This window comes from Methylobacterium sp. XJLW, from assembly GCF_003254375.1.
GTDB classification, from domain to species: domain Bacteria; phylum Pseudomonadota; class Alphaproteobacteria; order Rhizobiales; family Beijerinckiaceae; genus Methylobacterium; species Methylobacterium fujisawaense.
This window is the reverse complement of record NZ_CP016429.1, coordinates 6,162,842-6,186,549: the sequence shown is the minus strand read 5'-3', so window position 1 is coordinate 6,186,549 and position 23,708 is coordinate 6,162,842. Positions and strand designations below refer to the sequence as shown.

At 68.9% G+C, this 23,708-nt stretch carries 20 protein-coding genes; 8 read left to right on the top strand and 12 right to left on the bottom strand.

Annotation, left to right across the window (positions count from 1 at the left end; genetic code table 11):
- Positions 1–99: 99 nt before the first annotated feature.
- The 4 genes from A3862_RS28710 to msrP all read left to right on the top strand — a co-directional run bounded on the left by A3862_RS28710 (position 100) and on the right by msrP (position 5,363).
- Entirely contained in the window at positions 100–1,611 is a 1,512-nt protein-coding gene (locus A3862_RS28710) for a leucyl aminopeptidase (protein ID WP_043755661.1), read from the top strand.
- 49 nt (positions 1,612–1,660) lie between these two features.
- Entirely contained in the window at positions 1,661–2,395 is a 735-nt protein-coding gene (locus A3862_RS28705) for a hypothetical protein (RefSeq protein ID WP_043755663.1), read from the top strand.
- Between the two features lie 99 nt (positions 2,396–2,494).
- A complete protein-coding gene (locus A3862_RS28700) occupies positions 2,495–4,249 on the top strand; it encodes an AMP-binding protein (protein ID WP_182591982.1) in 1,755 nt (584 codons plus the stop codon).
- Positions 4,250–4,409: 160 nt separating this feature from the next.
- Positions 4,410–5,363, top strand: a complete 954-nt coding sequence (msrP, locus tag A3862_RS28695) for a protein-methionine-sulfoxide reductase catalytic subunit MsrP (protein WP_043755665.1) — start codon at positions 4,410–4,412, stop codon at positions 5,361–5,363.
- A 124-nt stretch (positions 5,364–5,487) separates the two neighbouring features.
- Here msrP and A3862_RS28690 read toward each other — a convergent pair whose 3' ends face one another.
- From A3862_RS28690 to carB, 10 genes are all read right to left on the bottom strand, one after another.
- Complete coding sequence (locus A3862_RS28690) at positions 5,488–5,748, bottom strand: YARHG domain-containing protein (protein ID WP_043356002.1); 261 nt, start codon at positions 5,746–5,748, stop codon at positions 5,488–5,490.
- 42 nt (positions 5,749–5,790) lie between these two features.
- Positions 5,791–6,681, bottom strand: a complete 891-nt coding sequence (locus A3862_RS28685; protein WP_043356004.1) for a LysR family transcriptional regulator — start codon at positions 6,679–6,681, stop codon at positions 5,791–5,793.
- Between the two features lie 429 nt (positions 6,682–7,110).
- Positions 7,111–7,926, bottom strand: coding sequence for an oxidoreductase (locus tag A3862_RS28680; protein WP_043755666.1), 816 nt, complete (start codon positions 7,924–7,926; stop codon positions 7,111–7,113).
- 110 nt (positions 7,927–8,036) lie between these two features.
- On the bottom strand, positions 8,037–8,624 hold the full coding sequence (locus A3862_RS28675; RefSeq protein ID WP_043755668.1) for a TetR/AcrR family transcriptional regulator: 588 nt from the start codon (positions 8,622–8,624) through the stop codon (positions 8,037–8,039).
- Between the two features lie 101 nt (positions 8,625–8,725).
- Positions 8,726–9,214 (bottom strand): hypothetical protein, encoded by a 489-nt coding sequence (locus A3862_RS31245; protein WP_043755670.1) that lies wholly within the window; start codon positions 9,212–9,214, stop codon positions 8,726–8,728.
- Positions 9,215–9,253: 39 nt separating this feature from the next.
- On the bottom strand, positions 9,254–10,258 hold the full coding sequence (trxB, locus tag A3862_RS28670) for a thioredoxin-disulfide reductase (protein ID WP_043755672.1): 1,005 nt from the start codon (positions 10,256–10,258) through the stop codon (positions 9,254–9,256).
- A gap of 376 nt (positions 10,259–10,634) precedes the next feature.
- The gene (locus A3862_RS28660; protein ID WP_043383257.1) at positions 10,635–11,684 is read right to left on the bottom strand and encodes a mitochondrial fission ELM1 family protein; all 1,050 of its coding nucleotides are present in this window, start codon (positions 11,682–11,684) and stop codon (positions 10,635–10,637) included.
- A gap of 51 nt (positions 11,685–11,735) precedes the next feature.
- Positions 11,736–12,236, bottom strand: coding sequence for a hypothetical protein (locus A3862_RS28655; RefSeq protein ID WP_043356024.1), 501 nt, complete (start codon positions 12,234–12,236; stop codon positions 11,736–11,738).
- Between the two features lie 3 nt (positions 12,237–12,239).
- Positions 12,240–12,716 (bottom strand): transcription elongation factor GreA, encoded by a 477-nt coding sequence (greA, locus tag A3862_RS28650; protein WP_170861838.1) that lies wholly within the window; start codon positions 12,714–12,716, stop codon positions 12,240–12,242.
- Between the two features lie 90 nt (positions 12,717–12,806).
- Positions 12,807–16,280, bottom strand: coding sequence for a carbamoyl-phosphate synthase large subunit (gene carB, locus A3862_RS28645; protein ID WP_043356025.1), 3,474 nt, complete (start codon positions 16,278–16,280; stop codon positions 12,807–12,809).
- Between the two features lie 334 nt (positions 16,281–16,614).
- On the opposite strand from carB, the gene A3862_RS28640 reads away from it, so the two are divergent.
- Positions 16,615–17,022, top strand: a complete 408-nt coding sequence (locus A3862_RS28640; protein ID WP_236952857.1) for a pseudoazurin — start codon at positions 16,615–16,617, stop codon at positions 17,020–17,022.
- A gap of 35 nt (positions 17,023–17,057) precedes the next feature.
- Here the strand turns inward: A3862_RS28640 and A3862_RS28635 are convergent, their stop codons facing one another.
- Both A3862_RS28635 and carA read right to left on the bottom strand, forming a co-directional pair.
- The gene (locus tag A3862_RS28635; protein WP_043356030.1) at positions 17,058–17,435 is read right to left on the bottom strand and encodes a hypothetical protein; all 378 of its coding nucleotides are present in this window, start codon (positions 17,433–17,435) and stop codon (positions 17,058–17,060) included.
- Between the two features lie 162 nt (positions 17,436–17,597).
- Positions 17,598–18,830 (bottom strand): glutamine-hydrolyzing carbamoyl-phosphate synthase small subunit, encoded by a 1,233-nt coding sequence (carA, locus tag A3862_RS28630; protein ID WP_043383260.1) that lies wholly within the window; start codon positions 18,828–18,830, stop codon positions 17,598–17,600.
- A gap of 192 nt (positions 18,831–19,022) precedes the next feature.
- Between carA and A3862_RS28625 the strand changes: the two genes are divergently transcribed.
- From A3862_RS28625 to rpoD, 3 genes are all read left to right on the top strand, one after another.
- Positions 19,023–19,484, top strand: a complete 462-nt coding sequence (locus A3862_RS28625; RefSeq protein WP_043356034.1) for a GatB/YqeY domain-containing protein — start codon at positions 19,023–19,025, stop codon at positions 19,482–19,484.
- Between the two features lie 100 nt (positions 19,485–19,584).
- A complete protein-coding gene (gene dnaG, locus A3862_RS28620; RefSeq protein ID WP_043755675.1) occupies positions 19,585–21,477 on the top strand; it encodes a DNA primase in 1,893 nt (630 codons plus the stop codon).
- 198 nt (positions 21,478–21,675) lie between these two features.
- Positions 21,676–23,658: an RNA polymerase sigma factor RpoD gene (gene rpoD / locus A3862_RS28615; RefSeq protein WP_043356038.1), complete on the top strand. Its 1,983-nt coding sequence runs from the start codon at positions 21,676–21,678 to the stop codon at positions 23,656–23,658.
- Positions 23,659–23,708: the final 50 nt, after the last annotated feature.

The window sequence follows — 23,708 nt, the reverse complement described above, 5'->3', positions numbered from 1 at the left end:
GTTGCGTTCTCCGTCTCAGCGGCTACACAGAGCGGATGGCCCGCGCCTCGGCGCGCGGGTACGTAGTACGGCTCCGGGATAACGGGCAGGGCGACGGGTATGGCGGACGGTATCGAGATCGGTTTCGGTCCCCTGGAGCAGAGCGGCCAGGGCCCCGGCGGATCCGGCGATCTCGTGGTCTTCGTCGGCGACGACCTGTCGCTCGGATCGGCGGCCCGGGAAGCGCTCGGCGCCTCCGGGGCGGATCTGGTGGCCCGCGCCGCGGCCTCCGAGAAGTTCAAGGGCCGCGCGCTCAGCGCCCTGACGCTGCCGGCCCCTTCGGGCGTCGGCGCCGACCGCCTCGTGGTCGTGGGCCTCGGCTCCGAGAAGGATCGGGCCAAGACCGACTGGCCGGCGCTCGGCGGCTTCACCGCCGGCAAGGTGGCGGGGCGGACCGCCCGGGTCGTGCTCGACTGGCCCGGCACGACGGTCACGGCGACGCAGGCCGGCGAGTTCGCCCTCGGCGCGCGCCTGCGGACCTACGCGTTCGACCGCTACAAGACCAAGAAGAAGCCCGACGCCGACGACAAGTCCGTCACCGCGCTGACCCTGCTGCTCGCCGATCACGGCGCGGCCGCCCGCGAGGGCGAGGGCGCCCGGAGCCTGTCCGACGGCGTGATCCTGGCGCGCGACCTCGTGAACGAGCCGCCGAACGTGCTCTTCCCGGCGGAATTCGCCCGCCGCGCCTCGGAACTCGCCAAGCTCGGCGTCGAGATCGAGGTGCTGGAGCCGGCCCGGATGCGGGAACTCGGCATGGGCGCGCTGCTCGCGGTGGCGCAGGGCTCGGCCCGCGAGCCGCGGATCGTGATCATGCGCTGGAACGGCGGCCCCGCGGCGGAGCCGCCCGTGGCCCTCATCGGCAAGGGCGTCGTGTTCGATTCCGGCGGCGTCTCGATCAAGCCCGGCGGCGGCATGGAGGACATGAAGGGCGACATGGGCGGCGCGGCCGCCGTGGTCGGTGCCCTGCATGCCCTCGCCGCGCGCAAGGCGCGCTGCAACGTGGTCGGCGCCATCGGCATCGTGGAGAACATGCCGGATGGCGGCTCCTACCGCCCCTCCGACATCCTGACCTCCATGTCCGGCCAGACCATCGAGGTGATCAACACCGACGCCGAGGGCCGGTTGGTGCTGGCCGACGTGATCACCCACGTCATTCGCAGCACCAAGCCGAAGGCGCTGGTCGACCTCGCGACGCTGACGGGCGCGATCATCGTGGCGCTGGGCCAGGACATCGCCGGCATGTTCTCCAACGACGACACGCTGGCGGGCAACATCCACGCCGCCGGCGAGGCGACGGGCGAGAAGGTCTGGCGGATGCCGCTGATCCCGGCCTACGACAAGGCGATCGATTCCAAGTTCGCCGACATGAAGAACACCGGCGGCCGTCACGGCGGCGCCGCCACTGCGGCCTCGTTCATCAAGCGCTATGTCGAGGACGTGCCGTGGGCGCATCTTGACATCGCGGGCGTGGCGATGTCGTCGAACGCCAGCGAGATCAACCGCAGCTGGGGCGCGGGCTGGGGCGTGCGCCTCCTCGACCGGCTGATTCGCGACCATTACGAGGCCCGCTAAGGCGGCCGCGGCGGTCCAGACGCCGCGCGCCGGTCCGGGCAATCTCAGCATGGCCGCACACGCCAACGCCGCGCGCGATCGGGCCGATCCGGGTGACGGGACGTCCGGAGGCCGCGTCGGCGGCCTCCTCCTGGCAGCCGTCGGGCCGATTCTCGCCATGCTGGCCGCCCTGGCGCTCGTCGCCGTCACCGGCCTGAGCCAGCGTGGTTTCGTGCCGGAGGCCCTCGAGCCCTGGATCTTCGGCTACTTCATCGGCCGCTACCCGCTCTTCGCCTTCGCGCTGGTCTACGGGCTGGGGCATCTCGCGCGCGTGGCGGCGGAGCCGGGTCCCGCCTCCGTCCCGCGCCGGGTCCTATTCGGCCTCGCGGGGGCGGCCGCCCTTCTCGCCGCCGGGCTCTATCCCACCTTCGGCGGCCTCATCCTGCGCGCTGCCTTCGCCACCGGCGGCATGGCGTTCCTCACGCATCAGCCCCTGTGGCTGGCTTTCGGACTCGGCGCCGCTGTGGGTGCCCTGCTGTTCGGCGGCGTCCTCGGGCTGTTCGCGGTCGCGGCCAACCGCCCCCTGCGGCCGCGCCTGCGCCGGATCGGATTCGGAGCGCTCGCCTTCCTGGCCCTGTGGTTCGGCGCGATCCTGATCGGCCTCGCTGGCGACCTAGGCGTCGGCCCCTGGCCGCGCCGGGCGATGCGACCGGAGGAGGCCGCGCTCGCCGCGGGCCTGCTGATCGCCGCTGCTCTGCCCCACACCGCTCTGGCGACATTGCGCCGGCATCGTCGGGGCGTCTGAGCCCCCTGCCTTGCGGGCCGGCCTCCGTTCCCGCAGAGTCTGCGCGACAGGCGTAGCGAGACCCGGCCACCGAGAGTCGGGCCCGCGGGAGGCATCGCGATGCACGAGGCGAACGTGATCGAGCACGGCGCTCAAGCCGCTACGGCCGGCGCGTCGCCGGCCACGCCAAGCGGCGGGTCCTCCGACCGCCCCTGGCTGGCCTCCTACCCGTCCCGGGTTCCGGCGGAGATCGACGTCGCGGCCCTCGGGACCCTGGTCGGCCTGTTCGAATCCAGCATGGCCGCCTTCGCCGACCGGCCGGCGATGCTGTGCTTCGGCTCGACCATGACCTACGCGACCCTCGGCCAGCAGGCGCGCGACCTCGCGGCCTGGCTGCGCGGACAGGGGCTGGCAAAGGGCGACCGTGTTGCGATCATGCTGCCGAACGTCCCGGCCTATGCGGTCGCGATCTTCGGCGTTCTCCTTGCGGGCGGGACGGTGGTCAACACCAACCCTCTCTACACACCCCGGGAATGCGCGCAGCAGATCAACGATTCCGGTGCGCGGATCCTGATCGTCCTGGAGAATTTCGGCGCCACGGTCGCGGCAGCCCTGCCGGACGTCGCCCTGGAGCGGGTCGTCCTCGTGGGCCCGGGCGACGGGCTCGGGCTCAAGGGCCACGTGATCACGCTCGCCAGCCGGCATGTGCGCAAGGCCGTGCCGCCGTTCCGCCTTCCGGAGGGCCTCGCGATCCCCTTCGCCACCGTCCTGCGCCGGGGCCGGTCGATGCCGCGGGCGACGGTCCGGGTCGAACCGGAGGACCTCGCCTTCCTGCAATATACCGGCGGCACCACGGGCATCGCCAAGGCGGCGATGCTGAGCCACCGCAACATCATGGCGAATGTCGAGCAGTCGCAGCTCTGGTTCAACTCGAAGGATCCGAGCGTCCCGCGCTGCGTGGTCACGGCCCTGCCGCTCTACCACATCTTCGCGCTCACGGCGTGCTTCTTCCAGTTCATGCGCAGCGGCGGATCCTGCCTCCTGATCCCCAATCCGCGCGATTGCGACGGCATGGTCAAGACGCTGAGCCGCACCCGCTTCACCCACCTGATGGGCGTGAACACCCTGTTCAACGTGCTGATCAACCACCCGAAGATCGGCACGGTGGATTTCGCCAACCTCGACTTCGTGGTCGGCGGCGGGACCGCCGTGCAGCGGGCGGTCGCCGAGCGCTGGAAGGCGCTGACCGGCAACACGATCATCGAGGGCTACGGCCTGTCCGAGACCTCCCCGGTCGTGTGCGTCAATCCGCACGGGATGCGGGATTTCTCCGGCACGATCGGCTACCCGCTGCCCTCCACCGAGGTCTCGATCCGCGACGTCGCCGGCGAACCGGTCCCGATCGGGCAGCCCGGCGAGATCTGCGTGCGCGGCCCGCAGGTGATGCGCGGCTACTGGAACCGACCGGAGGAGACGGCCCGGGCGATGACGGCGGACGGGTTCTTCCGGACGGGCGACGTGGCGATCCTGCAGGCGGACGGCCAGATCCGGATCGTCGACCGGATGAAGGACATGATCCTGGTCTCCGGCTTCAACGTCTATCCCAACGAGGTCGAGGACGTCCTGGCGGCCCACCCCGCCGTGCTCGAATGCGCGGTGGTCGGCGCACCGAGCGAGGAAACCGGCGAGATGGTGGTGGCCCACGTGGTCCTGAAGGATCCGTCGGTCTCCCCCGAGGCCCTGCGGGCGTATGCGCGCACCCAGCTCACCGGCTACAAGGTGCCCCGCCGCGTGGTGTTCCACGAGACGCTGCCCAAGACCAATGTCGGCAAGGTGCTGCGGCGGATGCTCCGCGACGAGACTCCGCCGGCCTGAGCTCGGCCGATCGTCGAGCGCCCGCCTGCGTCCAGGTGCCGCTCACCTGCGGCGTAACGCCGGGATGCGGGTCGCCGAAAGGTGAGGCTGCGGCGCTTGCGCCCCTGTCGGCTGCGGCCGATCTGTGGGTTGTGCGCGCAGGACATCCAAGGAGACGGCCATGTTGATCAAGCGCAAGCGCGGTTGGGAGATTCCGGAGCATCTGGCGACGCCGGAGGCCGTCTTCATCAACCGGCGGGCCCTGATCGGCGGTGCGGCCGGGCTCGCGGCCGGCTCGCTCCTCGGCCCCCGTCAGGCCCTGGCGGCCGCAGGCGACCCGTCGCTCTATCCGGCGCCCCAGAACCCGGCCTACACCCTCGACCGGCCCCTGACGCCCGAGCGCTTCAGCGCCGACTACAACAATTTCTACGAGTTCGGCACGTCGAAGACCGTGCTACCGGCAGCCAACGCCCTCAAGACGCAACCCTGGACCCTGAAGATCGACGGCCTCGTGGAGAAGCCGTTCGAGATCGGCGTCGACGACCTGATCCGGAAGGTGGGTCTGGAGGAGCGGCTCTACCGCCACCGCTGCGTCGAGGCGTGGTCCATGGCGGTGCCCTGGACAGGCTTCCCGCTGGCGAAGCTCGTGGCGCTCGCCAAGCCCGCCTCGGGCGCGAAGTACATCCGCTTCGAGACCTTCATGGACAAGGCGATGGCCCCCGGCCAGCGGGCCTTCTTCTATCCCTGGCCCTACACGGAGGGCCTGACATTGGCCGAGGCCGGCAACGACCTCGCCTTCATGGTGACGGGGGTCTACGGCAAGCCGCTGCCCAACCAGTTCGGGGCGCCGATCCGCGTCGCGGTGCCGTGGAAATACGGGTTCAAGTCGGCCAAGTCGCTGGTGAAGATCTCTTTCACCGCCGACCGGCCGAAGACCTTCTGGGAGGGGCTGCAGGCCTCCGAGTACGGCTTCTGGGCCAACGTGAACCCGGCCGTGCCGCATCCGCGCTGGAGCCAGGCCACGGAGCGGGTTCTGGGGACCGACCAGCGGGTGCCGACGCTGATTTACAACGGCTACGGCGAGCAGGTCGCCAGCCTCTACAAGGGCCTCGAAGGCGAACGGCTGTTCGTGTGAGGGGCTGCTCGGCGACACCCGCCGAGGCAAACCCGCCCGAGCCTCGCCCCACCGGGCGGGGCTTCAGTTCTTTGTCGTCACGCGTCTGTACGCGGTATCGGCGTCCACTGCGGCGGCGCGCACGCTAGCGCGGGCAGCCATGGGCGCGCTCGAAGGCCTGCAGCTCCGCCACCGTCGCCTGTTCCTGGCGCGAGAGCGGTATGCGGTCCATGGCGTCGTACCGGCAATCGGTATTGCCGAAGGTCCGGATCGCCCGTGGCGTGCTGAAACAATAGCCGGCCTGCTTGTAGATCAGGTTGCGCTGGTACCAAGCTTCCGCGCAGTCATCCGCCATCGCGTTGGTCGAACCCGCGACGAGGATCAGAGCGTAGAGGGCAGCGCGCATCGAATCGTCTCCGTGAGAAGACGCGACTCAAGCATCGGATGCTCAGTAGGTCCAGCGCTGCGCCTTGGAGACCAGGAAGTCGCGGAACGCCTGGACCCGGGCGACCGAGCGCATCTCCTCGGCATAGACGAGGTAGCTCTCGAGGCTCGGCATCTCGGTCTCGCGCAGCACCTGCACGAGCTGCTGGCCGCCATCCACCGCGTAGTCGGGCAGAATCCCGATCCCGGCTCCCGCCTCCATCGCGCGCTGGAGGGCGCCGATGTTGTTCACGGTCAGGTGGACCTGACGCCGGTCCCGGCCATCGCGGCCGGCATCCGCCAGCCAGTGGGCCGCGAGCAGGTACGACGGCTCGTTTCCGCCGAACGAGACGAGGCGATGATCGTCGAGTTCTTCGATGGTCTTGGGCTCACCGAAGCGCTTGACGTAATCCGGGCTCGCGAAGGCATGGTAGTGCACGGTGAACAGCCGACGCTGGATCAGGTCCGGCTGGGCCGGCCGCCGCATGCGGATCGCCACATCGGCCTCGCGCATGGCGAGATCGAGTTCCTCGTTGGTGAGGATCAGCTCGATGCGCACGTCCGGGTAGAGGTCGAGAAACTCGCCCACCCGCTGCGACAGCCAGGAGGTGCCGAGGCCCACCGTGGTGGTGACCTTGAGATCGCCGGTCGGACGCTCGGAGGTTTCCACGAGCCGGGCGCGGGTATTCTCCAGGCGCAGCTTCATGTCCCGGGCGGCGCGGAACAGGAGATCGCCCTGTTCGGTCAGCAGCAGGCCGCGGGCATGGCGGTGGAACAGAGGCGCCTTCAGCTCGCGCTCCAAGGCGCTGATCTGGCGGCTCACCGCCGATTGGCTGAGCCCGATATCGTCACCCGCCTTGGTGAAGCTCCCCGCCTCCGCGACGTTGAGGAAGATCCGGATCTTATCCCAGTCCAAGGCAAGAACCCCTACCAGCGCGCGCCCGCGGGTCGCGCCCGGGTCAGGATGGGCACGAGGCGGCGGGCAGATCACCGGGCGAACTGCGCGGCGCCGAGGGCGGATGACCGATCGCGGCACCGCGCGGGCATGCAATCGGTGCATCCCGGCGCAGTCAGCACTCCTATGCACACAGCGCATGATGCGACGCAAGCGGCGAAGGCGGGAAGTTGTTGAAATGGTGGGCGCTGCGGGCGAAGCGCCGCGGCCGGTGCCGCCGGCATTCCGCTGCGCCGGCCTGGACCGGGCTCTCGCCGATCGTGCGGCTGGCGAGGAATGTCTCGGCCTCCGGCGCCGCCCGTCAGCCCTTGCCGGCGGCGAAGAGCGCCGTCTCGCCCGCCCTGTCCGGCGGCACCGCGCGCTGCCGTCCGAGCGGAGGTGCTCCCCCTGTCATTGCGGGAGCCGCATCTGCTTGCGAAAGCTTTTATCGAAGGCGCTTGCGGGCACGAAACGACGCAGCAGGCTGACCCGCCGGGCCATCTTGCCGGCGGTGTACCGGCTCTTCGGTACCGCCGCGGTCGCCGCCGTCACGACCCTCTCGGCCACCATCCCCGGCGCGTCGGCAACCACCATGACGTCGCGCATCAGCCGCTCCTGGCCGGCGCGCGCGGCGTCGTAGACGGCGAGCGGCGCATCCGGCGTGACGAGGTTCCGGTCGAAGGCCGTGCGGGTATAGGCGGGCTCGACGAGGACGACCCGGATGCCCTGGGTCCTGACCTCGTGGTCGAGGGATTCGGAATAGCCTTCGAGCGCATGCTTGCTCGCGGCGTAGAGCGCCATGTACGGGGCCGGGACGAGCCCGAAGGCTGAGCTGATGTTGACGATGCGACCGCCACCGCTTGCCCGCATTAGGGGCAGGACCGCGCGGGTCATGCGGATGGCGCCGAACAGGTTGACGTCGAACAGGGCCTGCGCCTGCGCGGTGGTGGATTCCTCCGCGCCGCCGCTGATGCCGAAGCCGGCGTTGTTGACCAGCACATCGATCCGCCCCGTCCGGGCGAAGATCGCCTCGACAGCACCCGCGACCGAAGCGTCCGAGGTGATGTCGCAGGGCAGCATCGTGATGCCGCCTTCCACGACACGATCGACCGTTCGGCTTGTGCCGAACACCCGGTAGCCCGCGGCCTTCAAAGCTCTCGCTGTCTCGAGGCCGATGCCCGAAGCGGCCCCTGTCACGACCGCGATCCTGGTTTCGCTCTGCTGCACGATGGTCTCCTTCCGACGCGGCCTGCGTCGCAACCGCTCCCCATATAGATTATGATCATAATCTATAATGACAAGGGGAAAGCGTGCCCTGTCGCCGCGGAGGCGCGCCCCTATCCGCTGTTGGAGGGTCCCGCCGCCGTATCCCGTTCGGACACTTCGGCACCCAGCGAGACGCGAGCTGCCCCCAGTATCTCCTCGGCCAGCGCTTCGTCGTCGACCGCGCGAGCCAGGACGACGGCACCGACCAGCGTCGCGAGCGAGGACAGCGCACGCTGCCGCCTCTTCTGTTTCGGCGTCTTGGGCACGAGGGCCGCCATCAGGTCCACCATCCCGCGCACGCCTCGCGTGAAGCGGGATCGGACCGGGCTGTCCGGGGCTTCCCGTGCGACGTCGTTGGCGAGCGCAGCGACGGGACAGCCCATCCCGGGGGCGCGCACATGGGCGATCGACAGATAGTTGGACACGAGGCTGTCCAACTGTCCCCGTCCATTGTCGGTCAGCGCGGTCTCGAAGGCTTCGGCCGCCAGCGCGTCCTTGTTGGCGAATTGGCCATAGAAACCGCCATGGGTGAGCCCCGCGGCACCCATGATATCGGCGACGCCGACGCCATGGAGCCCCCGCTCACGAAACAGGGTCGCCGCGACCTCGACCACACGCTGGCGGTTGAGTTTGGCCTGCTCCTGCGAAACTCTCGGCATCCCCGGATCCTCAGTGCGCCGCGACCATGTTCAATTTAGATGTTTAGTATCATTTTTGAAGGGATCGGCTGTCGCGTTCTCTGCCCCAGCGCGGGCGCTAGCTATGCAATAGCTGGCGAACGTTTCGCCTCGATCGCGGTGCGTTCGGGGACGATCGGCGCGTGGATGTCCGGCGGAGGCTTGCCGTCGGGGACTTCACCCGGCACGCGGATGTCGGTCTCGAGCACCGCGTCCGCATTGCGGATCTCCAGGTTGGCGATCTGGGCGAGCGGCCTCGGATCGCTTCGAGACCTTCTTCCGACGCCCGCAGAACGTCCGCTTACCCACACCCGACGGCCGAGGCGGACTGACCGCCTCCGGCCAAGTTCGGTCCTCGGGGACCTGTCGGTGTCGTGGAGGCGAGGCACGCCGTTCCGGGAACGCTTCGAGCCGTAAAGGTCGGCTTGCGCGGTGCCGAGGAGCGTTTTGAGGCCGCTCCAGGCAAGAAAGGACGGGCTGGTACCCTGGGGCAAGAGCCAGAGGATGGGGCCGCCGGGCCATGCGCGCGCCAGGGTCGTGACCTCCAGCGCGTCGAAGCCCGGCGCCGCCACGTCAGTGCGGCGCTGGATGCAGGGCGCGCGTCCGCTCGCCTAGTCGTAGGCGCCGATCATCTCCGGCTCCTGCAACTCCTCGGTCCTGACCTTCGGGTCCGGGGAGTGCTCGGCGAGGAATTTCTCCGCCTCGAGTGCCGCCATGCAGCCCATGCCGGCGGCGACCACCGCCTGCCGGTAGACGAACTCGGCGCAATCGCCGGCGGCGTAGACGCCCTCGACGCTGGTCCGCGTCGTGCCCGGCACGATCTTGATGTAGCCGCCCTCCAGCAGTTCGAGTTGGCCAGCGAAGAGCTTCGTCGCCGGGTCGTGACCGATGGCGACGAAAAGGCCGTCTGCAGGCACGTCCCGCGTGGCGCCGCTGCCGGTGTCGCGCAACCGCACGCCGGTGACGGCCTTCACCGGCTCCCTTCGGCCGAGGACCTCCTCGACCACATGGTTCCAGATGACCGCGATCTTCGGATGGGCGAACAGCCGATCCTGCAGGATCGGCTCCGCCCTGAAGCGGTCGCGCCTGTGGATGACGGTGACCTTCGAGGCCAGGTTGGCGAGGTACAGGGCTTCCTCGACGGCGGTGTTGCCGCCGCCAATCACGACGACCTCCTTGCCGCGATAGAAGAACCCGTCGCACGTCGCGCAGGCCGACACGCCTGCCCCGTTGAACTCGATCTCGGAGGGCAGGCCGAGCCAGCGGGCCTGGGCGCCCGTGGCGGCGATCAGGGTATCGGCGACGTAGGTGTCGCCGCCATCCCCCTTGGCCACGAAGGGGCGCTGAGACAAGTCGACCGACACGATGGTGTCGGAGAGGATCCGGGTACCGACGTGCTCGGCCTGCAGGCGCATCTGCTCCATCAGGTCGGGCCCCTGAACGGCGGTCGCGAAGCCCGGATAATTCTCCACGTCCGTGGTGATCGTCAGCTGGCCGCCGGGCTGGATGCCCGTCACCAGGATGGGCTTCATGTTGGCCCGGGCGGCGTAGATGCCCGCGGTGTAGCCGGCCGGTCCGGCCCCGATGATGAGGACCTTCGTCTTGTGAGTGGTCATGGCGAGCCTGGACGTAGCGAGGGAGCGGAGATGTCTTGAATGTGCTCTACGCCGCAGCTTCAAGCACGGGCCGCGGACGATCATCGTTCGCCGGGCAGGTGTTAGGATCCACACACATCCGGGACGCCAGCGGTTCGGAGATCGTCACGAGCACGTTCGGGGTCTCGGATTCCGGCGGTGCCGGGCGTCTCGCTCCGGGAGCCACCGTGGCGCATGGGCAAAGACCCGTCGCCGATCGCCGTGGCCGGCTGAATGGGCGGCGCGGGGATGGGCTTCATGTCGGCCCGGGCGGGACAGAAGCCCACCGTGCCGGCGGCGTGCCCGGAGCCGACGATCACGCGTTTGGCGTACGTGTGGGCCATCTGTTTCGGCCTCCTCAGGCCGGTCCGGCCGCGCGTCGTGCGGCATAGACGTCGGCGAGCGCCTGAGCGATCACCGGCGTCGCGTCGATCGGCTTGTACGTCAGCTCCGCCAACTGACCGGTGAACGGCCGCAGCGCTCCGGCGATGGCAAGCCCGGCGAACATCCGCCGATGCCGAATATAGGTGCGCGGCAGGTCGAACAGCAGGACCGGCGCGCCGGTCGCCACCGCTTCGCTCACCATGTTGGCCGAGTCGGAGGTGACCACGATCGCCTCGGCGAGCGCCAGCATGGCGACGTAGGGATTGTCGCCGGACCCGTCCCAGAGGAAGCCGCCGGTCTCTGCCGCAAGGGCCTTCACGGCTTCGCGGAGCGGGTTGGGCGTCCGGCGGGAAATCGTCACCATGAGCCGGCAGCCCTGCGCCGCCAGCCCGCGCAGATCCTCCACGAGACGGATCATGTCGGTCTTGCGGTAGCTCAGATGCCGGCTGTCGCCGCCGACCAGGACCGCCACCCGCGGACCGTCGAGGCGCGCGAGGCGCGGATCCGGGTGGGCCCGGGCGGCGGCCAGTCGCGCGGCCGTGACGAGATGCGGAGCCGTGAGGGTCGTGAAGACGTTCGGGCCGCGCAGGTCGTCGTAATCCGGCACCCAGATGAAGTCGGCGCTGTCCGCGCCCATCCGCGGATCCTTCAGGAAGGCCGTGAAGGTCCGGCCACCCGTGGCGCGGCGCACCGCCCGCAGGTAGGGCACGGACCGGCGCCCGGACGCGATCAGGATGTCGGGGTAGGGGCCCGACAGGGCGCCGGCGCGCCGGCGCGGGCCCTCGCGGGGGTCGATCGGCCCCCACGGTGCCATCCACCCGAACGGTCCGGAGGCGGGCACCTTACGGGTCTCGAAGGCGAGCCCCAGGGTCTCGGCGATGCCGACGCACTGGTTCTCGTCGCCGGCCTTGCCGTCGGTGACGATCCAGGCGCGGGCGCGGGCGAGTTCGGGCAGGCGCCCGGGCCGCGAGTCCAAGCGGCTGAGCGGCGCGGTCTGCGACTCCGTCACGTCGATGCTTGCCATGCTCCTCACCGGAAACGCCCTACGCCGCGGGCCGGGGCGGACGGCCCTTCTCTAATCCCGCGGCAGGTCGCGGGCGAGCCACTGGGCATAAATGTCGGCGATCGCGGCCAGCCGGCGTTGCTCGAATTGCGGATCGTACCACGCGCCCCCGTAGCTGGACGGCGTCGCGGTCATCTGCGGATAGCGTCCCAGCACTTGGCCCTTGGGCCCGACCAGCAGGGCTTCGCCCTCCATGTAGTCGGTCTGGAAATTGCTGCCGAAGCCGGGCCGGTCGCCACTGCCGACATAGGGGCGCAGCGACAGACTGGTGACGACCACGACGAGGCGCGGCCCGCGGCCGCCGATGCGACCGGCGAAATTCTTCCGCAGGGCCGATGTGAGATCGGAAGCCAGCGCCTCGGCCTGCAGGCCTGCGCCCTTGTCCACGAGCGGCCGCACATCGACCCGGATGTCGGAGAAGACGGCGGTGGCGGGAAAATCGCCTGCCGCCGCGGATCCCGCGACGACACCGAGAATCAGGCCGGCAAGCCAGCCCCAGGAACGCGGGCGCATGCCTCAGCCGCCGTACTGGACGGCGACGACCTCGTAGGACTTGCCGCCACCGGGGGTGGTGACTTCGACGGTGTCGCCGACGCCCTTGCCGATCAGGGCGCGGGCGATCGGGGACGTGATCGACACGCGCCCGGAGCGCACGTCGGCTTCCGGCTCGCCGACGATCTGGTAGGTCTTCTCCTCTTCCGTGTCCTCGTCGACGAGCTTCACGGTGGCGCCGAACTTGATCTTGTTGCCCGAGAGCTTGGTGACGTCGATGATCTCGGCCCGCGCGATCATGCTCTCCAGCTCCATCACGCGTCCCTCGTTATGGGACTGCGCCTCCTTGGCGGCGTGATATTCGGCATTTTCCGACAGGTCGCCCAGGGCACGGGCCTCGGCGATCGCCTGGATGATGCGCTGACGCTCCACCTGCTGCCGGTGCTTCAGCTCCTCTTCGAGGGCTGCGAAGCCGCGCACCGTGATCGGAACCTTGTCTATCGTCATCGTCTCGCGCCACAATGAAGAGGCCCGGCCGAGAGTGGAGCACTCTCTCCGGGCCACGAGATAAAGTCAGCGGAACCCTCAGGTTCAGGCCGCGAAGTATTCCTGCAACGCGCGGACCTTGAGATCGCCTTCTAGATAGGCCTTGATCCCCTCGGCCGCGGCCATCGCGCCGGCTAGAGTGGTGTAATACGGCACCTTATGCAAGAGGGCCGCGCGCCGGAGCGAGCGCGAGTCCGAGAGGGCGCCGGCCCCCTCGGTGGTGTTCAGCACGAGGTGGATGCCGCCGTTCTTGATCGCGTCGACCACGTGCGGCCGGCCTTCGAGGACCTTGTTGATCCGCTCGGCCGGAACGCCGTTCTCGACCAGATAGCGCTGCGTGCCGCCCGTGGCCAGGATGGTGAAGCCGAGATCGGACAGGAGCTTCATGGTCGGCAGGATGCGGGCCTTGTCGGCATCCCGCACCGAGACGAACACGGCGCCCGCCTTCGGGACCTGCGTGCCCGAACCGAGCTGGCTCTTGGCGAAGGCCACGCCGAAGCTGGTATCGAGCCCGATCACCTCGCCGGTGGAGCGCATCTCCGGACCGAGGAGCACGTCGACGCCGGGGAAGCGGGCGAACGGGAAGACCGCTTCCTTGACGGCGATGTGCGGCAGGGTCTTCGGCTTCAGGCCGAAGGTGGACAGCGCCTCGCCCGCCATGAGCCGGGCCGCGATCTTGGCGATCGGCTCGCCGATGACCTTGGCGACGAATGGTACGGTGCGCGAGGCGCGCGGATTCACCTCCAGCACGTAGATGACGCCGTCCTTGATGGCGTACTGCACGTTCATCAGGCCGACGACGTTGAGCGCCAGCGCCATCGCCTTGGTCTGCCGCTCCAGCTCGTCCATGATCTCGGGCGAGAGGGAGCGCGGCGGCAGGGAGCAGGCCGAGTCGCCGGAATGGATGCCGGCCTCCTCGATGTGCTCCATGATGCCGGCGATGAACACGTCCTTGCCGTCGCAGACCGCGTCGACATCGACCTCGACCGCATCCGACAGGTAGCGGTCGAACAGGAGCGGGTTCTTGCCCAGCACCGTGTTGATCTGGCCGGTCTTGTCGTTCGGGTACCGGGCCTTGACCTCTGAGGGGATCAGGCTCGGCAGGGTATCGAGGAGGTAGTCGGCGAACTGCGTCTCGTCGCGGATGATCGCCATGGCGCGGCCGCCGAGCACGTAGCTCGGGCGCACCACGAAGGGCAGGCCGAGATCGGCCGCCACGAGCCGGCTCTGCTCCACCGAATAGGCGATGCCGTTCTTCGGCTGCTTCATCCCGAGCTTGTCCAGCAGCCGCTTGAACTGGTCGCGGTCCTCCGCGAGGTCGATGGCGTCGGGCGAGGTGCCGAGGATCGGCACCCCGGCGGCCTCAAGGGCCCGGGCGAGCTTCAGCGGGGTCTGGCCGCCGAACTGCACGATGACGCCGTGCAGCGTGCCGGCCTGCTTCTCGGTCTCGATGATCTCCAGCACGTCCTCGGCGGTGAGCGGCTCGAAATAGAGCCGGTCCGACGTGTCGTAGTCGGTGGAGACCGTCTCCGGGTTGCAGTTGACCATGATGGTCTCGTAGCCCACCTCCGACAGCGCGTAGCAGGCGTGGCAGCAGCAATAGTCGAACTCGATGCCCTGGCCGATCCGGTTCGGGCCGCCGCCGAGGATCACGACCTTCTTGCGGTCCGAGGGTTGCGCCTCGTCCACCACCGCGCCCGCGAAGGGCGCCACGTAGGTGGAGTACATGTAGGCGGTGGGCGACTTGAACTCGGCCGCGCAGGTGTCGATGCGCTTGAAGACCGGGCGCACGGACAGCGCACGCCGCGCCGCGCTGACCGCGGCCTCGTCGGTCTTGGCGAGGACGGCGAGGCGCGCATCCGAGAAACCGGCGGCCTTAAGCTGGCGGAAGGCGCCGGGGGTCTTCGGCAGGCCGTGCGCCTTCACCCGGTTCTCCAGGTCGATGATCGCCTGCAGCTGCTCCAGGAACCACGGATCGATCTTGCACGAGGCATAGACCTGCTCGTGGCTCACACCCAGCCGCAGGGCCTGCGCGACCTTGAGAAGCCGGTCCGGGGTCGGCGTGCCGATCGCCGCCTTGATGGCGTTGTGGTCGTCGCCCTTGCCGAGGCCCTCGATCTCGATGTCGTCGAGGCCGGTCAGCCCCGTCTCCAGGGAGCGCAGGGCCTTCTGGAGCGATTCGGCGAAGCAGCGGCCGATCGCCATGGCCTCGCCCACCGACTTCATGGCGGTGGTCAGCGTCGGCTCGGCGCCCGGGAACTTCTCGAAGGCGAAGCGCGGGATCTTGGTGACGACGTAGTCGATCGTCGGCTCGAACGAGGCCGGGGTCGCGCCGCCGGTGATGTCGTTGGCGATCTCGTCGAGCGTGTAGCCGACCGCGAGCTTGGCGGCGACCTTGGCGATCGGGAAGCCGGTGGCCTTCGAGGCCAGCGCCGAGGAGCGCGACACCCGCGGATTCATCTCGATCACGATCATGCGCCCATTCTCGGGGTTGATCGCGAACTGCACGTTGGAGCCGCCGGTCTCGACACCGATCTCGCGGAGCACCGCCAGCGATGCGTCGCGCATCACTTGGTATTCCTTGTCGGTGAGCGTCAGCGCCGGGGCGACGGTGATCGAATCGCCGGTATGGACGCCCATCGGGTCGATGTTCTCGATGGAGCAGACGATGATGCAGTTGTCGTTCTTATCCCGAACGACCTCCATCTCGTACTCCTTCCAGCCGAGCACGCTCTCCTCGATGAGCACCTCGTTGGTCGGAGACGCGTCGATGCCGCGCTCGACGATGTCGAGGAACTCCTCGCGGTTGTAGGCGATGCCGCCGCCGGTGCCGCCCATGGTGAAGGACGGGCGGATGATCGCCGGCAGTCCGACCTCGGCCAGCGCCATCAGCGCCTGCCCGATCGCATGCTCGCCGTAGCGCTTGCGCCGGTCGGTCTCGCCCGCGGCCCAGCTCTTCTCGAAGGCGGCCAGCGCCTTCTGCCGCGCCTCCGGCTCCGCGTTGGCGGCTTCGATGCGGGCGATCTCGGCGAGGTAGGCCTGCCGGTCGGCCTTCTTGGCCGTTGAGGCGTTGGCCAGCGCCGATTTCGGGGTGTCGAGCCCGATCTTGGTCATGGCGTCGCGGAACAGGCTCCTGTCCTCGGCCTTGTCGATCGCCTCCGCGGTGGCGCCGATCATCTGCACGCCGTACTTCGCCAGCACGCCCATCTTCTGGAGCGACAGGGCGCAGTTCAGCGCCGTCTGGCCGCCCATCGTCGGGAGGATCGCGTCGGGGCGCTCCTTCTCGATGATCTTGGCGACGATCTCGGGGGTGATCGGCTCGACATAGGTCGCGTCCGCCATGTCCGGATCGGTCATGATGGTCGCGGGGTTCGAGTTCACCAGGACGATCCGGTAGCCCTCTTCGCGCAGCGCCTTGCAGGCCTGGGTGCCGGAGTAATCGAACTCGCAGGCCTGTCCAATGATGATCGGACCCGCACCGATGATCAGGATCGAGGAGATGTCGGTGCGTTTGGGCATCTGCGGCCTTGTCGGGCCAAGCGCGCCCGATCGGGCAGGGCTGACTTCAGCCCTGCTCCCGGACGCGCGTGGCGGGATTGTCGTTGAGCCCCGCGTTTACACGGGCCACGGGCGCATTGGAAGGCCGGGACAACCGCGCATCCTCACGGTGCGTTCGACGCATGGATGCGACGCCGGTCGGCCGAATTGGAGCTCTTATAAATGAACGCCCGCGCGGGAAGATTTCTTGCTGGGTTCCGGAGCGATTTGTAGGCCTCGATCGATCGGCCGATCCGTCGATCGATACCACAACGAGTCGAGACCGAAGATGCTCTGGCCAGCCCCTATTTCCGCAATGCTTCTGATCGGATCGATCCTGGGCGCGAACGCTTCGGAAGTCGCCATCAAGACCCTGAACAGCGGTCCGGGCGGGATGATGGTCTTCGACCCGGCCTACGTGAAAATCCAGCCCGGCGACACGGTGCGGTTCGTGCCGGCCGACAAGGGGCACAATGCCGAGCTGATCAAGGGCATGGCACCCGAGGGGGCAGCGCCGTTCAAGACGGTGGTCGGCAAGGAGGAGACCGTGACCTTCGACAAGCCCGGCCTCTACGGAATCAAGTGCTCGCCGCACTACATCATGGGCATGGTCGGCCTGGTCCAGGTCGGCGACAAGCCCGACAATCTGGAGGCGGCCAAGGCGGTCCCGCAGAACAAGCTGGCCGCCAAGCGCTTCGAACCGCTGTTCGCGAAGGTCGAGTAGGCAAACGGGGTGGCGCCAGGCCGCCCCGTCCCGACTCAGAGGCCGGCGTGAAGCGCCGCGACGGCCCGGTCGATCGAGAGATAGAAAACCCCGAAGGCCACCACGGCGGCGGCCGCGAACTCGACGGCGACGTTCGAGAGCGTCTGCGCGCGGCGCAGCGCCTCGCGGCCGAAGTAGAGAGAAACCCAGGCGAGGGCGAGGACCGCCGGCAAGGCGAACAGGTAGGACACCGTGCTCTCGACGCGGTCGAGCCCGCCCGTCGGATCGATGAGGGCTCGGATGTTGCGCACCCAGGGGGCGTAGAAGGCGGCATAGACGGCGGTCAGCCAGGACAGACCCACGGCGACGCCAAGGTGGAACGTGAAACTGCGATGCAGGCGGGAGAAATCGTCGCGCGCCTCGTCGATGGTCATCCGGCAATCCCCTGCGACGGGCCGAATGCGCGGGACGCGGATGCGCCGCCGTTCAGGGGCCGTCGTGGGCTCTCTTAAGCTGCCCGATCTGGCGGATTTTATGGCCCCGCCGCGGCCCGATTGGGATCGGGCCGCGGGAGCAACGCGGGCTCGGATCCGGTCTCAGGCGCCCTTGGCGGTCTCCGGCGTGCCGGAGCGCATCAGCGTCACGAAACGCTCGAACAGGTAGTGGCTGTCGCGCGGGCCCGGGGAGGCTTCCGGGTGGTGCTGCACCGAGAAGGCCGGGCGGTCGGTGAGCGTCAGGCCGCAATTCGAGCCGTCGAACAGCGACACGTGGGTTTCCACGGCCGTCTCCGGCAGGCTGTTCGGATCGACCGCGAAGCCGTGGTTCATCGAGACGATCTCGACCTTGCCGGTGGTCTTGTCCTTCACCGGATGGTTCGCGCCGTGGTGGCCCTGGCCCATCTTCACGGTCCGGCCGCCGAGGGCGAGGCCCATGAGCTGGTGGCCGAGACAGATGCCGAAGGTCGGCACCTTCGCGTCCAGGAGCTTGCGAATCACCGGGACCGCATAGGCGCCGGTCGCCGCCGGATCGCCGGGGCCGTTCGACAGGAACACGCCGTCCGGCTTCAGCGCCAGGATTTCCTCCGCCGCGGTGGTGGCCGGAACCACGGTGACATCGCAACCGGCCTGGGCGAGGAGGCGCAGGATGTTGCGCTTCACGCCGTAATCGATGGCCACGACCTTGAGGCCCTCGCCGGGCGCGCGCTTGCCGTAGCCGTTGCCGAGCGCCCACACGGTCTCCGACCATTCAGACGGTGCGCGGCTGGTCACCGGCGGCACGAGGTCGAGCCCTTCCATGGGGGCGAGGGCCGCCGCCCGGGCCTTCAGGGCCTCGCGGTCGAACTTGCCCTCGGGATCGTTGGCGATCACCGCGTTCGGCATGCCCTGGTCGCGGATGCGGGCGGTGAGCGCCCGGGTGTCGACGCCGGTGATGCCGACGATGCCACGGGCCTTGAGCCAGCCGTCGAGATGCGACGACGAGCGCCAGTTCGACGGCTTCGTCACCGCCGAGGCGATCACCGTGCCGCGCACGCCCGAGGCCGGTGCCGCCTCCAGGCTCTCCAGATCCTCGTCGTTGGTGCCGACATTGCCGATATGCGGGAAGGTGAAGGTGACGATCTGGCCGGCATAGGAGGGGTCCGTCAGGATCTCCTGGTAGCCGGTCATCGCGGTGTTGAAGCAGACCTCGCCGTCGGCCACGCCGGTCTGACCGATGCCGAAGCCCTCCAGGATGGTGCCGTCAGCCAGCACCAGCAAAGCTGTCGCGACGGGCTCGGCCCAGGGCTCGGGCGCCCGAGTCTCGGGGGCATGCGCGGCGGCGTCTTGCAGCATGGGCTGAGTCTCGCTTATGTCCGGCCGAAGGCGGGCACCGGGTTGCGGCGCTCTCGGCTTGCAGCATGATCGTGTGCGGCGCTCTTAGCGAGCGGCCCGCGATGGGGTCAATGTGGTCCCGGCGCCCGCAGGGCTCAACACCCGCAAACCGCAGGCCAGTCCCCCGCTTCGACCGTTGGAAGGTTCACCGAGATGCTGCGCGCGCGCTTCACCACCGAGATGAAGGAGGCCATGAAGGCCGGCGACAAGGAAAGGCTCGCCACCGTCCGCATGATCCAGGCCGCCCTCAAGGACAAGGATATCGAGGCGCGGGGTCTCGGCAAGGAGCCGGCCTCCGACGAGGAGATCCTGTCGCTGCTCCAGAAGATGATCAAGCAGCGCACCGAATCGGCGTCGGTCTACGAGCAGGGCGGCCGCCCGGAACTCGCCGCCAACGAGCGCGCCGAGATCGCCATCATCGAGAGCTTCCTGCCGAAGCAGATGGACGAGGCCGAGATGAAGGCGGCCGTCGAGGCGGCGATCGTCGAGACCGGCGCGGCCGGGCCCAAGGACATGGGCAAGGTGATCGGCGCCCTGAAGGGGACCTTCGCGGGCCGGATGGATTTCGGCAAGGCGAGCGGTCTGGTGAAGGCGGCGCTGGCCGCGAAGGGCTGAGCCTCTCCCCGCAATCCTCCACCGGATTTCGAGCGCGTGAGGGACTCCGTTACGCCTCACGCGCTATAGGTGCGGGTTCACGCAACCCATCCCAGGCCCCGTGCGCTATCCGCCCCACATCCTGGAAGAGATCCGCTCCCGGCTGCCGGCCTCGTCGGTGGTCGGCCGCCGCGTGCAGTTGAAGAAGGCCGGCCGCGAGTGGCGCGGCCTGTCGCCGTTCAACGCCGAGAAGACGCCGTCCTTCTACGTGAACGACCAGAAGCAGTTCTATCACTGCTTCTCGTCCTCCAAGCACGGCGACATCTTCACCTTCCTCATGGAGACGGAGGGTCTCAGCTTCCCCGAGGCGGTCGAGCGGCTGGCGGGCGAGGCCGGCGTCAGCCTGCCGGCCCCCACCGAGGACAACCGCGCCAGCGAACGCAAGCGCGCCGGGGCGATCGAGGTCATGGAGATGGCCGCGCGCTGGTTCGAGGACCGGCTTCTCGCGGGCCAGGGCAGCGAGGCCCGCGCGTATCTCGAACGCCGCGGGCTCAAGGACGAGACGCAGCGAGCCTTCCGCCTCGGCTACGCGCCGAACGATCGTTACGCCCTGCGCGACCACCTCGCCGGGCAGGGGGTCGACAAGGCGCTGATGGTCGAACTCGGCCTCATCGCGGCCGGGGAGGGCGTCTCGGTCCCGTACGATTATTTCCGCGACCGGGTGATGTTCCCGATCACCGACACACGCGGCCGGGTCGTGGCCTTCGGCGGGCGGGCCCTCGCCAAGGAGGTGCGCGCCAAATATCTGAATTCCCCCGAGACGCCGCTCTTCCACAAGGGCCGCACGCTCTACAACCTCCACGGCGCGCGGAAGGCCGCGCACGAGCGCGGGTCGATCATCGCGGTCGAGGGCTACGTCGACGTCATCGCCATGACGCTCGCCGGCCATCCCGAGACCGTGGCGCCCCTCGGCACCGCGCTGACGGAGGATCAGCTCGGCCTGCTCTGGCGCCACGCCGACGAGCCGATTCTCTGCTTCGACGGCGACAAGGCCGGCCAGCGGGCGGCCTTCCGGGCTCTCGACATCGCGCTCCCGCTCCTCGCGCCCGGCCGCTCGCTCCGAATCGCGCTGCTGCCCGGCGGCCAGGATCCCGACGACCTGCTGCGGTCGGGCGGCCCGGCGGCCATCGATCAGGTGCTGACGGCGGCGTTGCCGCTCTCCGAGCTGCTGTGGCGGCGCGCCCTCGAAGCGGGGCCGGTCGACACGCCCGAGCGGCGCGCCGGCCTGACGCAGACCCTGCGCACCACCGTCGCGACGATCCGCGACGAGACCGTGCGGCGCTATTACCGCGACGATATCGAGGAGCGCCTGCGGAGCCTGTCACCCCGCAGCGCGCGAGCCGCCGCCGGCGGGGCTCCGCGCGGACGCCCGCGCTTCACCCGGCCCGGCGAGCCCGTTTCGCCGCGCATCACCGGGAGTCCGAGCCCCTCCATGACGGCCTCGGCAGGCTTCACGGGCGCCGCTTCGGTGCGCGAGGCGGTCATCGTGGGCACCCTGCTCGCCCATCCCGAGATGATCGCGGAGTTCGGCGAAGAGACCGCCGATCTCGATTTCGAGGATCCGGATGCGCGGGGGATTCTATCGGTCCTCCTGGCCTGCGCCGCCGAGGACGAGCATCCGGTGCCGGAAGTGTTGCAGAATCGCATCAATCGCGCCGGACTTGCTGCGGCTGCCGAGAGAATCCTCGCCCTGGCCCGCTCTCGGGACCGCACGACCCTGGCCCCGCACGCTGATCCCGCACACCGCGCAGACGCCCTGAGACAGGCGATGATCTTGCACCGGCAGGCAGGAGCGCTACATAGCGAACTTCGCGAAGCACGGCAGGCGTTTGAAGACGATCCGACCGATGCCGGATGGGCATGGCTCTGCGAAGTGAAGGCGAGGCTGGAAACCGTCATCGCCGCCGAGGCGGAGGCCGATGCACCGGTGTCGAGCGACTCGACGGCCGCGTGATCCCTGTGTCATGGCGGTGGCGGCGGGCGGAGTCTCGCCATAGTTAACAATCGGTCAAGCCTCAGGCTTGCATACGGAAACCGACGACTCAAGGCGACTGGAGCAATCCGGCGCCGATCTCATACAGCGGCGCCGACGGCGTGGAGCGGCCCCATCGGGGCCTCCGCAACGCGCCGCGTGCGAAACAATAGGCTGATCATGGCGACGAAGGCAACGGAACGGGACGAGACGGACGCTGCCCCCGAGCAGCAGACCGACGGGCCGCTCCTCGACCTGACGGATGCTTCGGTCAAGCGGATGGTGAAGCTCGCCAAGAAGCGCGGCTACGTGACCTACGAGGAGGTCAACGAGGTTCTGCCTGAGGGCCAGTCCGATCCGGACCAGCTCGAGGACGTGCTGTCGCAGCTCTCCGAGATGGGCATCAACGTCGTCGAGGCCGAGGAGACCGACGAGGCGGCCGGCGAGAAGGCCGCCGAAGGCGAGGAAGAGGAGGCCGAAGGCGGCGAGGTCGCCGAGGTCGCGCCGGCGCGCGCCGTCACCGTCGCCACGACCACCAAGGAGCCGACCGACCGGACCGACGATCCGGTGCGGATGTACCTGCGCGAGATGGGCTCGGTGGAGCTCCTGTCCCGCGAGGGCGAGATCGCCATCGCCAAGCGCATCGAGGCCGGGCGCGAGGCGATGATCGCGGGGCTCTGCGAGAGCCCGCTGACCTTCCAGGCGATCATCATCTGGCGGGACGAGCTCGTGGAGGGCAAGGTCCTCCTGCGCGACATCATCGATCTCGAGGCGACCTACGCGGGGCCGGACGGCAAGAACGCGCCGCAGCTCGGCGAAGGCGAGGAAGGATCCGAGGACGGCGAGCCGCCGGCGCCCCCGGAGGGCGGCGACGACGAGGACGACCTCGAGAACAACGTCTCGCTGGCCGCCATGGAAGCCGAGATCAAGCCGCGGGTCCTCGAGACCTTCGACGCGATCGCCGCGAACTACCGCAAGCTGCGCAAGTTCCAGATCGAGGGCACCGAGCGCAAGGCGGCGGGGGAGCAGAACACCCCGGCCCAGAATCAGAAACAGGCCGAGCTGAAGGACATCGTCGTCGCCGACGTGAAGTCCCTGTCGCTGAACAACAACCGCATCGAGGCGCTGGTCGGTCAGCTCTACTCGATCAACAAGCAGCTGATCGGCCACGAGGGCCGGCTGATGCGCTTCGCCGAGAGCCACGGCGTGGCCCGCGACGAGTTCCTGCGCCACTATCAGGGTTACGAACTCGATCCGAACTGGATGGAGCGCGTCGGCACGCTGGGCGGCAAGGGCTGGAAGAACCTAGTCGAGCGCGGCTCGAAGCAGGTGGCGGAGCTGCGCGCGCAGATCCTCGATCTCGCCTCCGAGACGGGCTTGGAGATCGGCGAGTACCGCCGGATCGTCAACATGGTCCAGAAGGGCGAGCGCGAAGCCCGGCAGGCCAAGAAGGAGATGATCGAGGCGAACCTGCGCCTCGTGATCTCCATCGCCAAGAAGTACACGAACCGCGGCCTGCAGTTCCTGGACCTGATCCAGGAGGGCAACATCGGCCTGATGAAGGCCGTGGACAAGTTCGAGTACCGGCGCGGCTACAAGTTCTCGACCTATGCCACGTGGTGGATCCGGCAGGCGATCACCCGGTCGATCGCCGATCAGGCCCGCACGATCCGCATCCCGGTGCACATGATCGAGACGATCAACAAGATCGTCCGGACCTCGCGCCAGATGCTGCACGAGATCGGCCGCGAGCCGACCCCGGAAGAGCTGGCCGAAAAGCTGGCCATGCCGCTGGAGAAGGTCCGCAAGGTCCTGAAGATCGCCAAGGAGCCGATCTCCCTCGAGACGCCCATCGGCGACGAGGAGGACAGCCACCTCGGCGACTTCATCGAGGACAAGAACGTCGTCCTGCCGATCGACGCGGCGATCCAGTCGAATCTGCGCGAGACCACGACCCGGGTGCTCGCCTCGCTCACGCCCCGCGAGGAGCGTGTGCTGCGCATGCGCTTCGGCATCGGGATGAACACCGATCACACCCTCGAGGAGGTCGGCCAGCAATTCTCGGTGACCCGCGAGCGCATCCGTCAGATCGAGGCCAAGGCACTGCGCAAGCTGAAGCACCCGTCGCGCAGCCGGAAGCTCAGGAGCTTCCTGGACAACTGAGCCCACGCCGCGGATTACGCGGCGCTTTCCCGTCGACCGCGTTGCTTCGG

Coding starts and splice junctions, on each gene's coding strand:
- A3862_RS28710 (WP_043755661.1), top strand. CDS start 100: ATGGCGGACGGTATCGAGATCGGTTTCGGTCCCCTGGAGCAGAGCGGC.
- A3862_RS28705 (WP_043755663.1), top strand. CDS start 1,661: ATGGCCGCACACGCCAACGCCGCGCGCGATCGGGCCGATCCGGGTGAC.
- A3862_RS28700 (WP_182591982.1), top strand. CDS start 2,495: ATGCACGAGGCGAACGTGATCGAGCACGGCGCTCAAGCCGCTACGGCC.
- msrP (WP_043755665.1), top strand. CDS start 4,410: ATGTTGATCAAGCGCAAGCGCGGTTGGGAGATTCCGGAGCATCTGGCG.
- A3862_RS28690 (WP_043356002.1), bottom strand. CDS start 5,748: ATGCGCGCTGCCCTCTACGCTCTGATCCTCGTCGCGGGTTCGACCAAC.
- A3862_RS28675 (WP_043755668.1), bottom strand. CDS start 8,624: ATGCCGAGAGTTTCGCAGGAGCAGGCCAAACTCAACCGCCAGCGTGTG.
- trxB (WP_043755672.1), bottom strand. CDS start 10,258: ATGACCACTCACAAGACGAAGGTCCTCATCATCGGGGCCGGACCGGCC.
- A3862_RS28660 (WP_043383257.1), bottom strand. CDS start 11,684: ATGGCAAGCATCGACGTGACGGAGTCGCAGACCGCGCCGCTCAGCCGC.
- A3862_RS28655 (WP_043356024.1), bottom strand. CDS start 12,236: ATGCGCCCGCGTTCCTGGGGCTGGCTTGCCGGCCTGATTCTCGGTGTC.
- carB (WP_043356025.1), bottom strand. CDS start 16,280: ATGCCCAAACGCACCGACATCTCCTCGATCCTGATCATCGGTGCGGGT.
- A3862_RS28640 (WP_236952857.1), top strand. CDS start 16,615: ATGCTTCTGATCGGATCGATCCTGGGCGCGAACGCTTCGGAAGTCGCC.
- A3862_RS28635 (WP_043356030.1), bottom strand. CDS start 17,435: ATGACCATCGACGAGGCGCGCGACGATTTCTCCCGCCTGCATCGCAGT.
- carA (WP_043383260.1), bottom strand. CDS start 18,830: ATGCTGCAAGACGCCGCCGCGCATGCCCCCGAGACTCGGGCGCCCGAG.
- A3862_RS28625 (WP_043356034.1), top strand. CDS start 19,023: ATGCTGCGCGCGCGCTTCACCACCGAGATGAAGGAGGCCATGAAGGCC.
- rpoD (WP_043356038.1), top strand. CDS start 21,676: ATGGCGACGAAGGCAACGGAACGGGACGAGACGGACGCTGCCCCCGAG.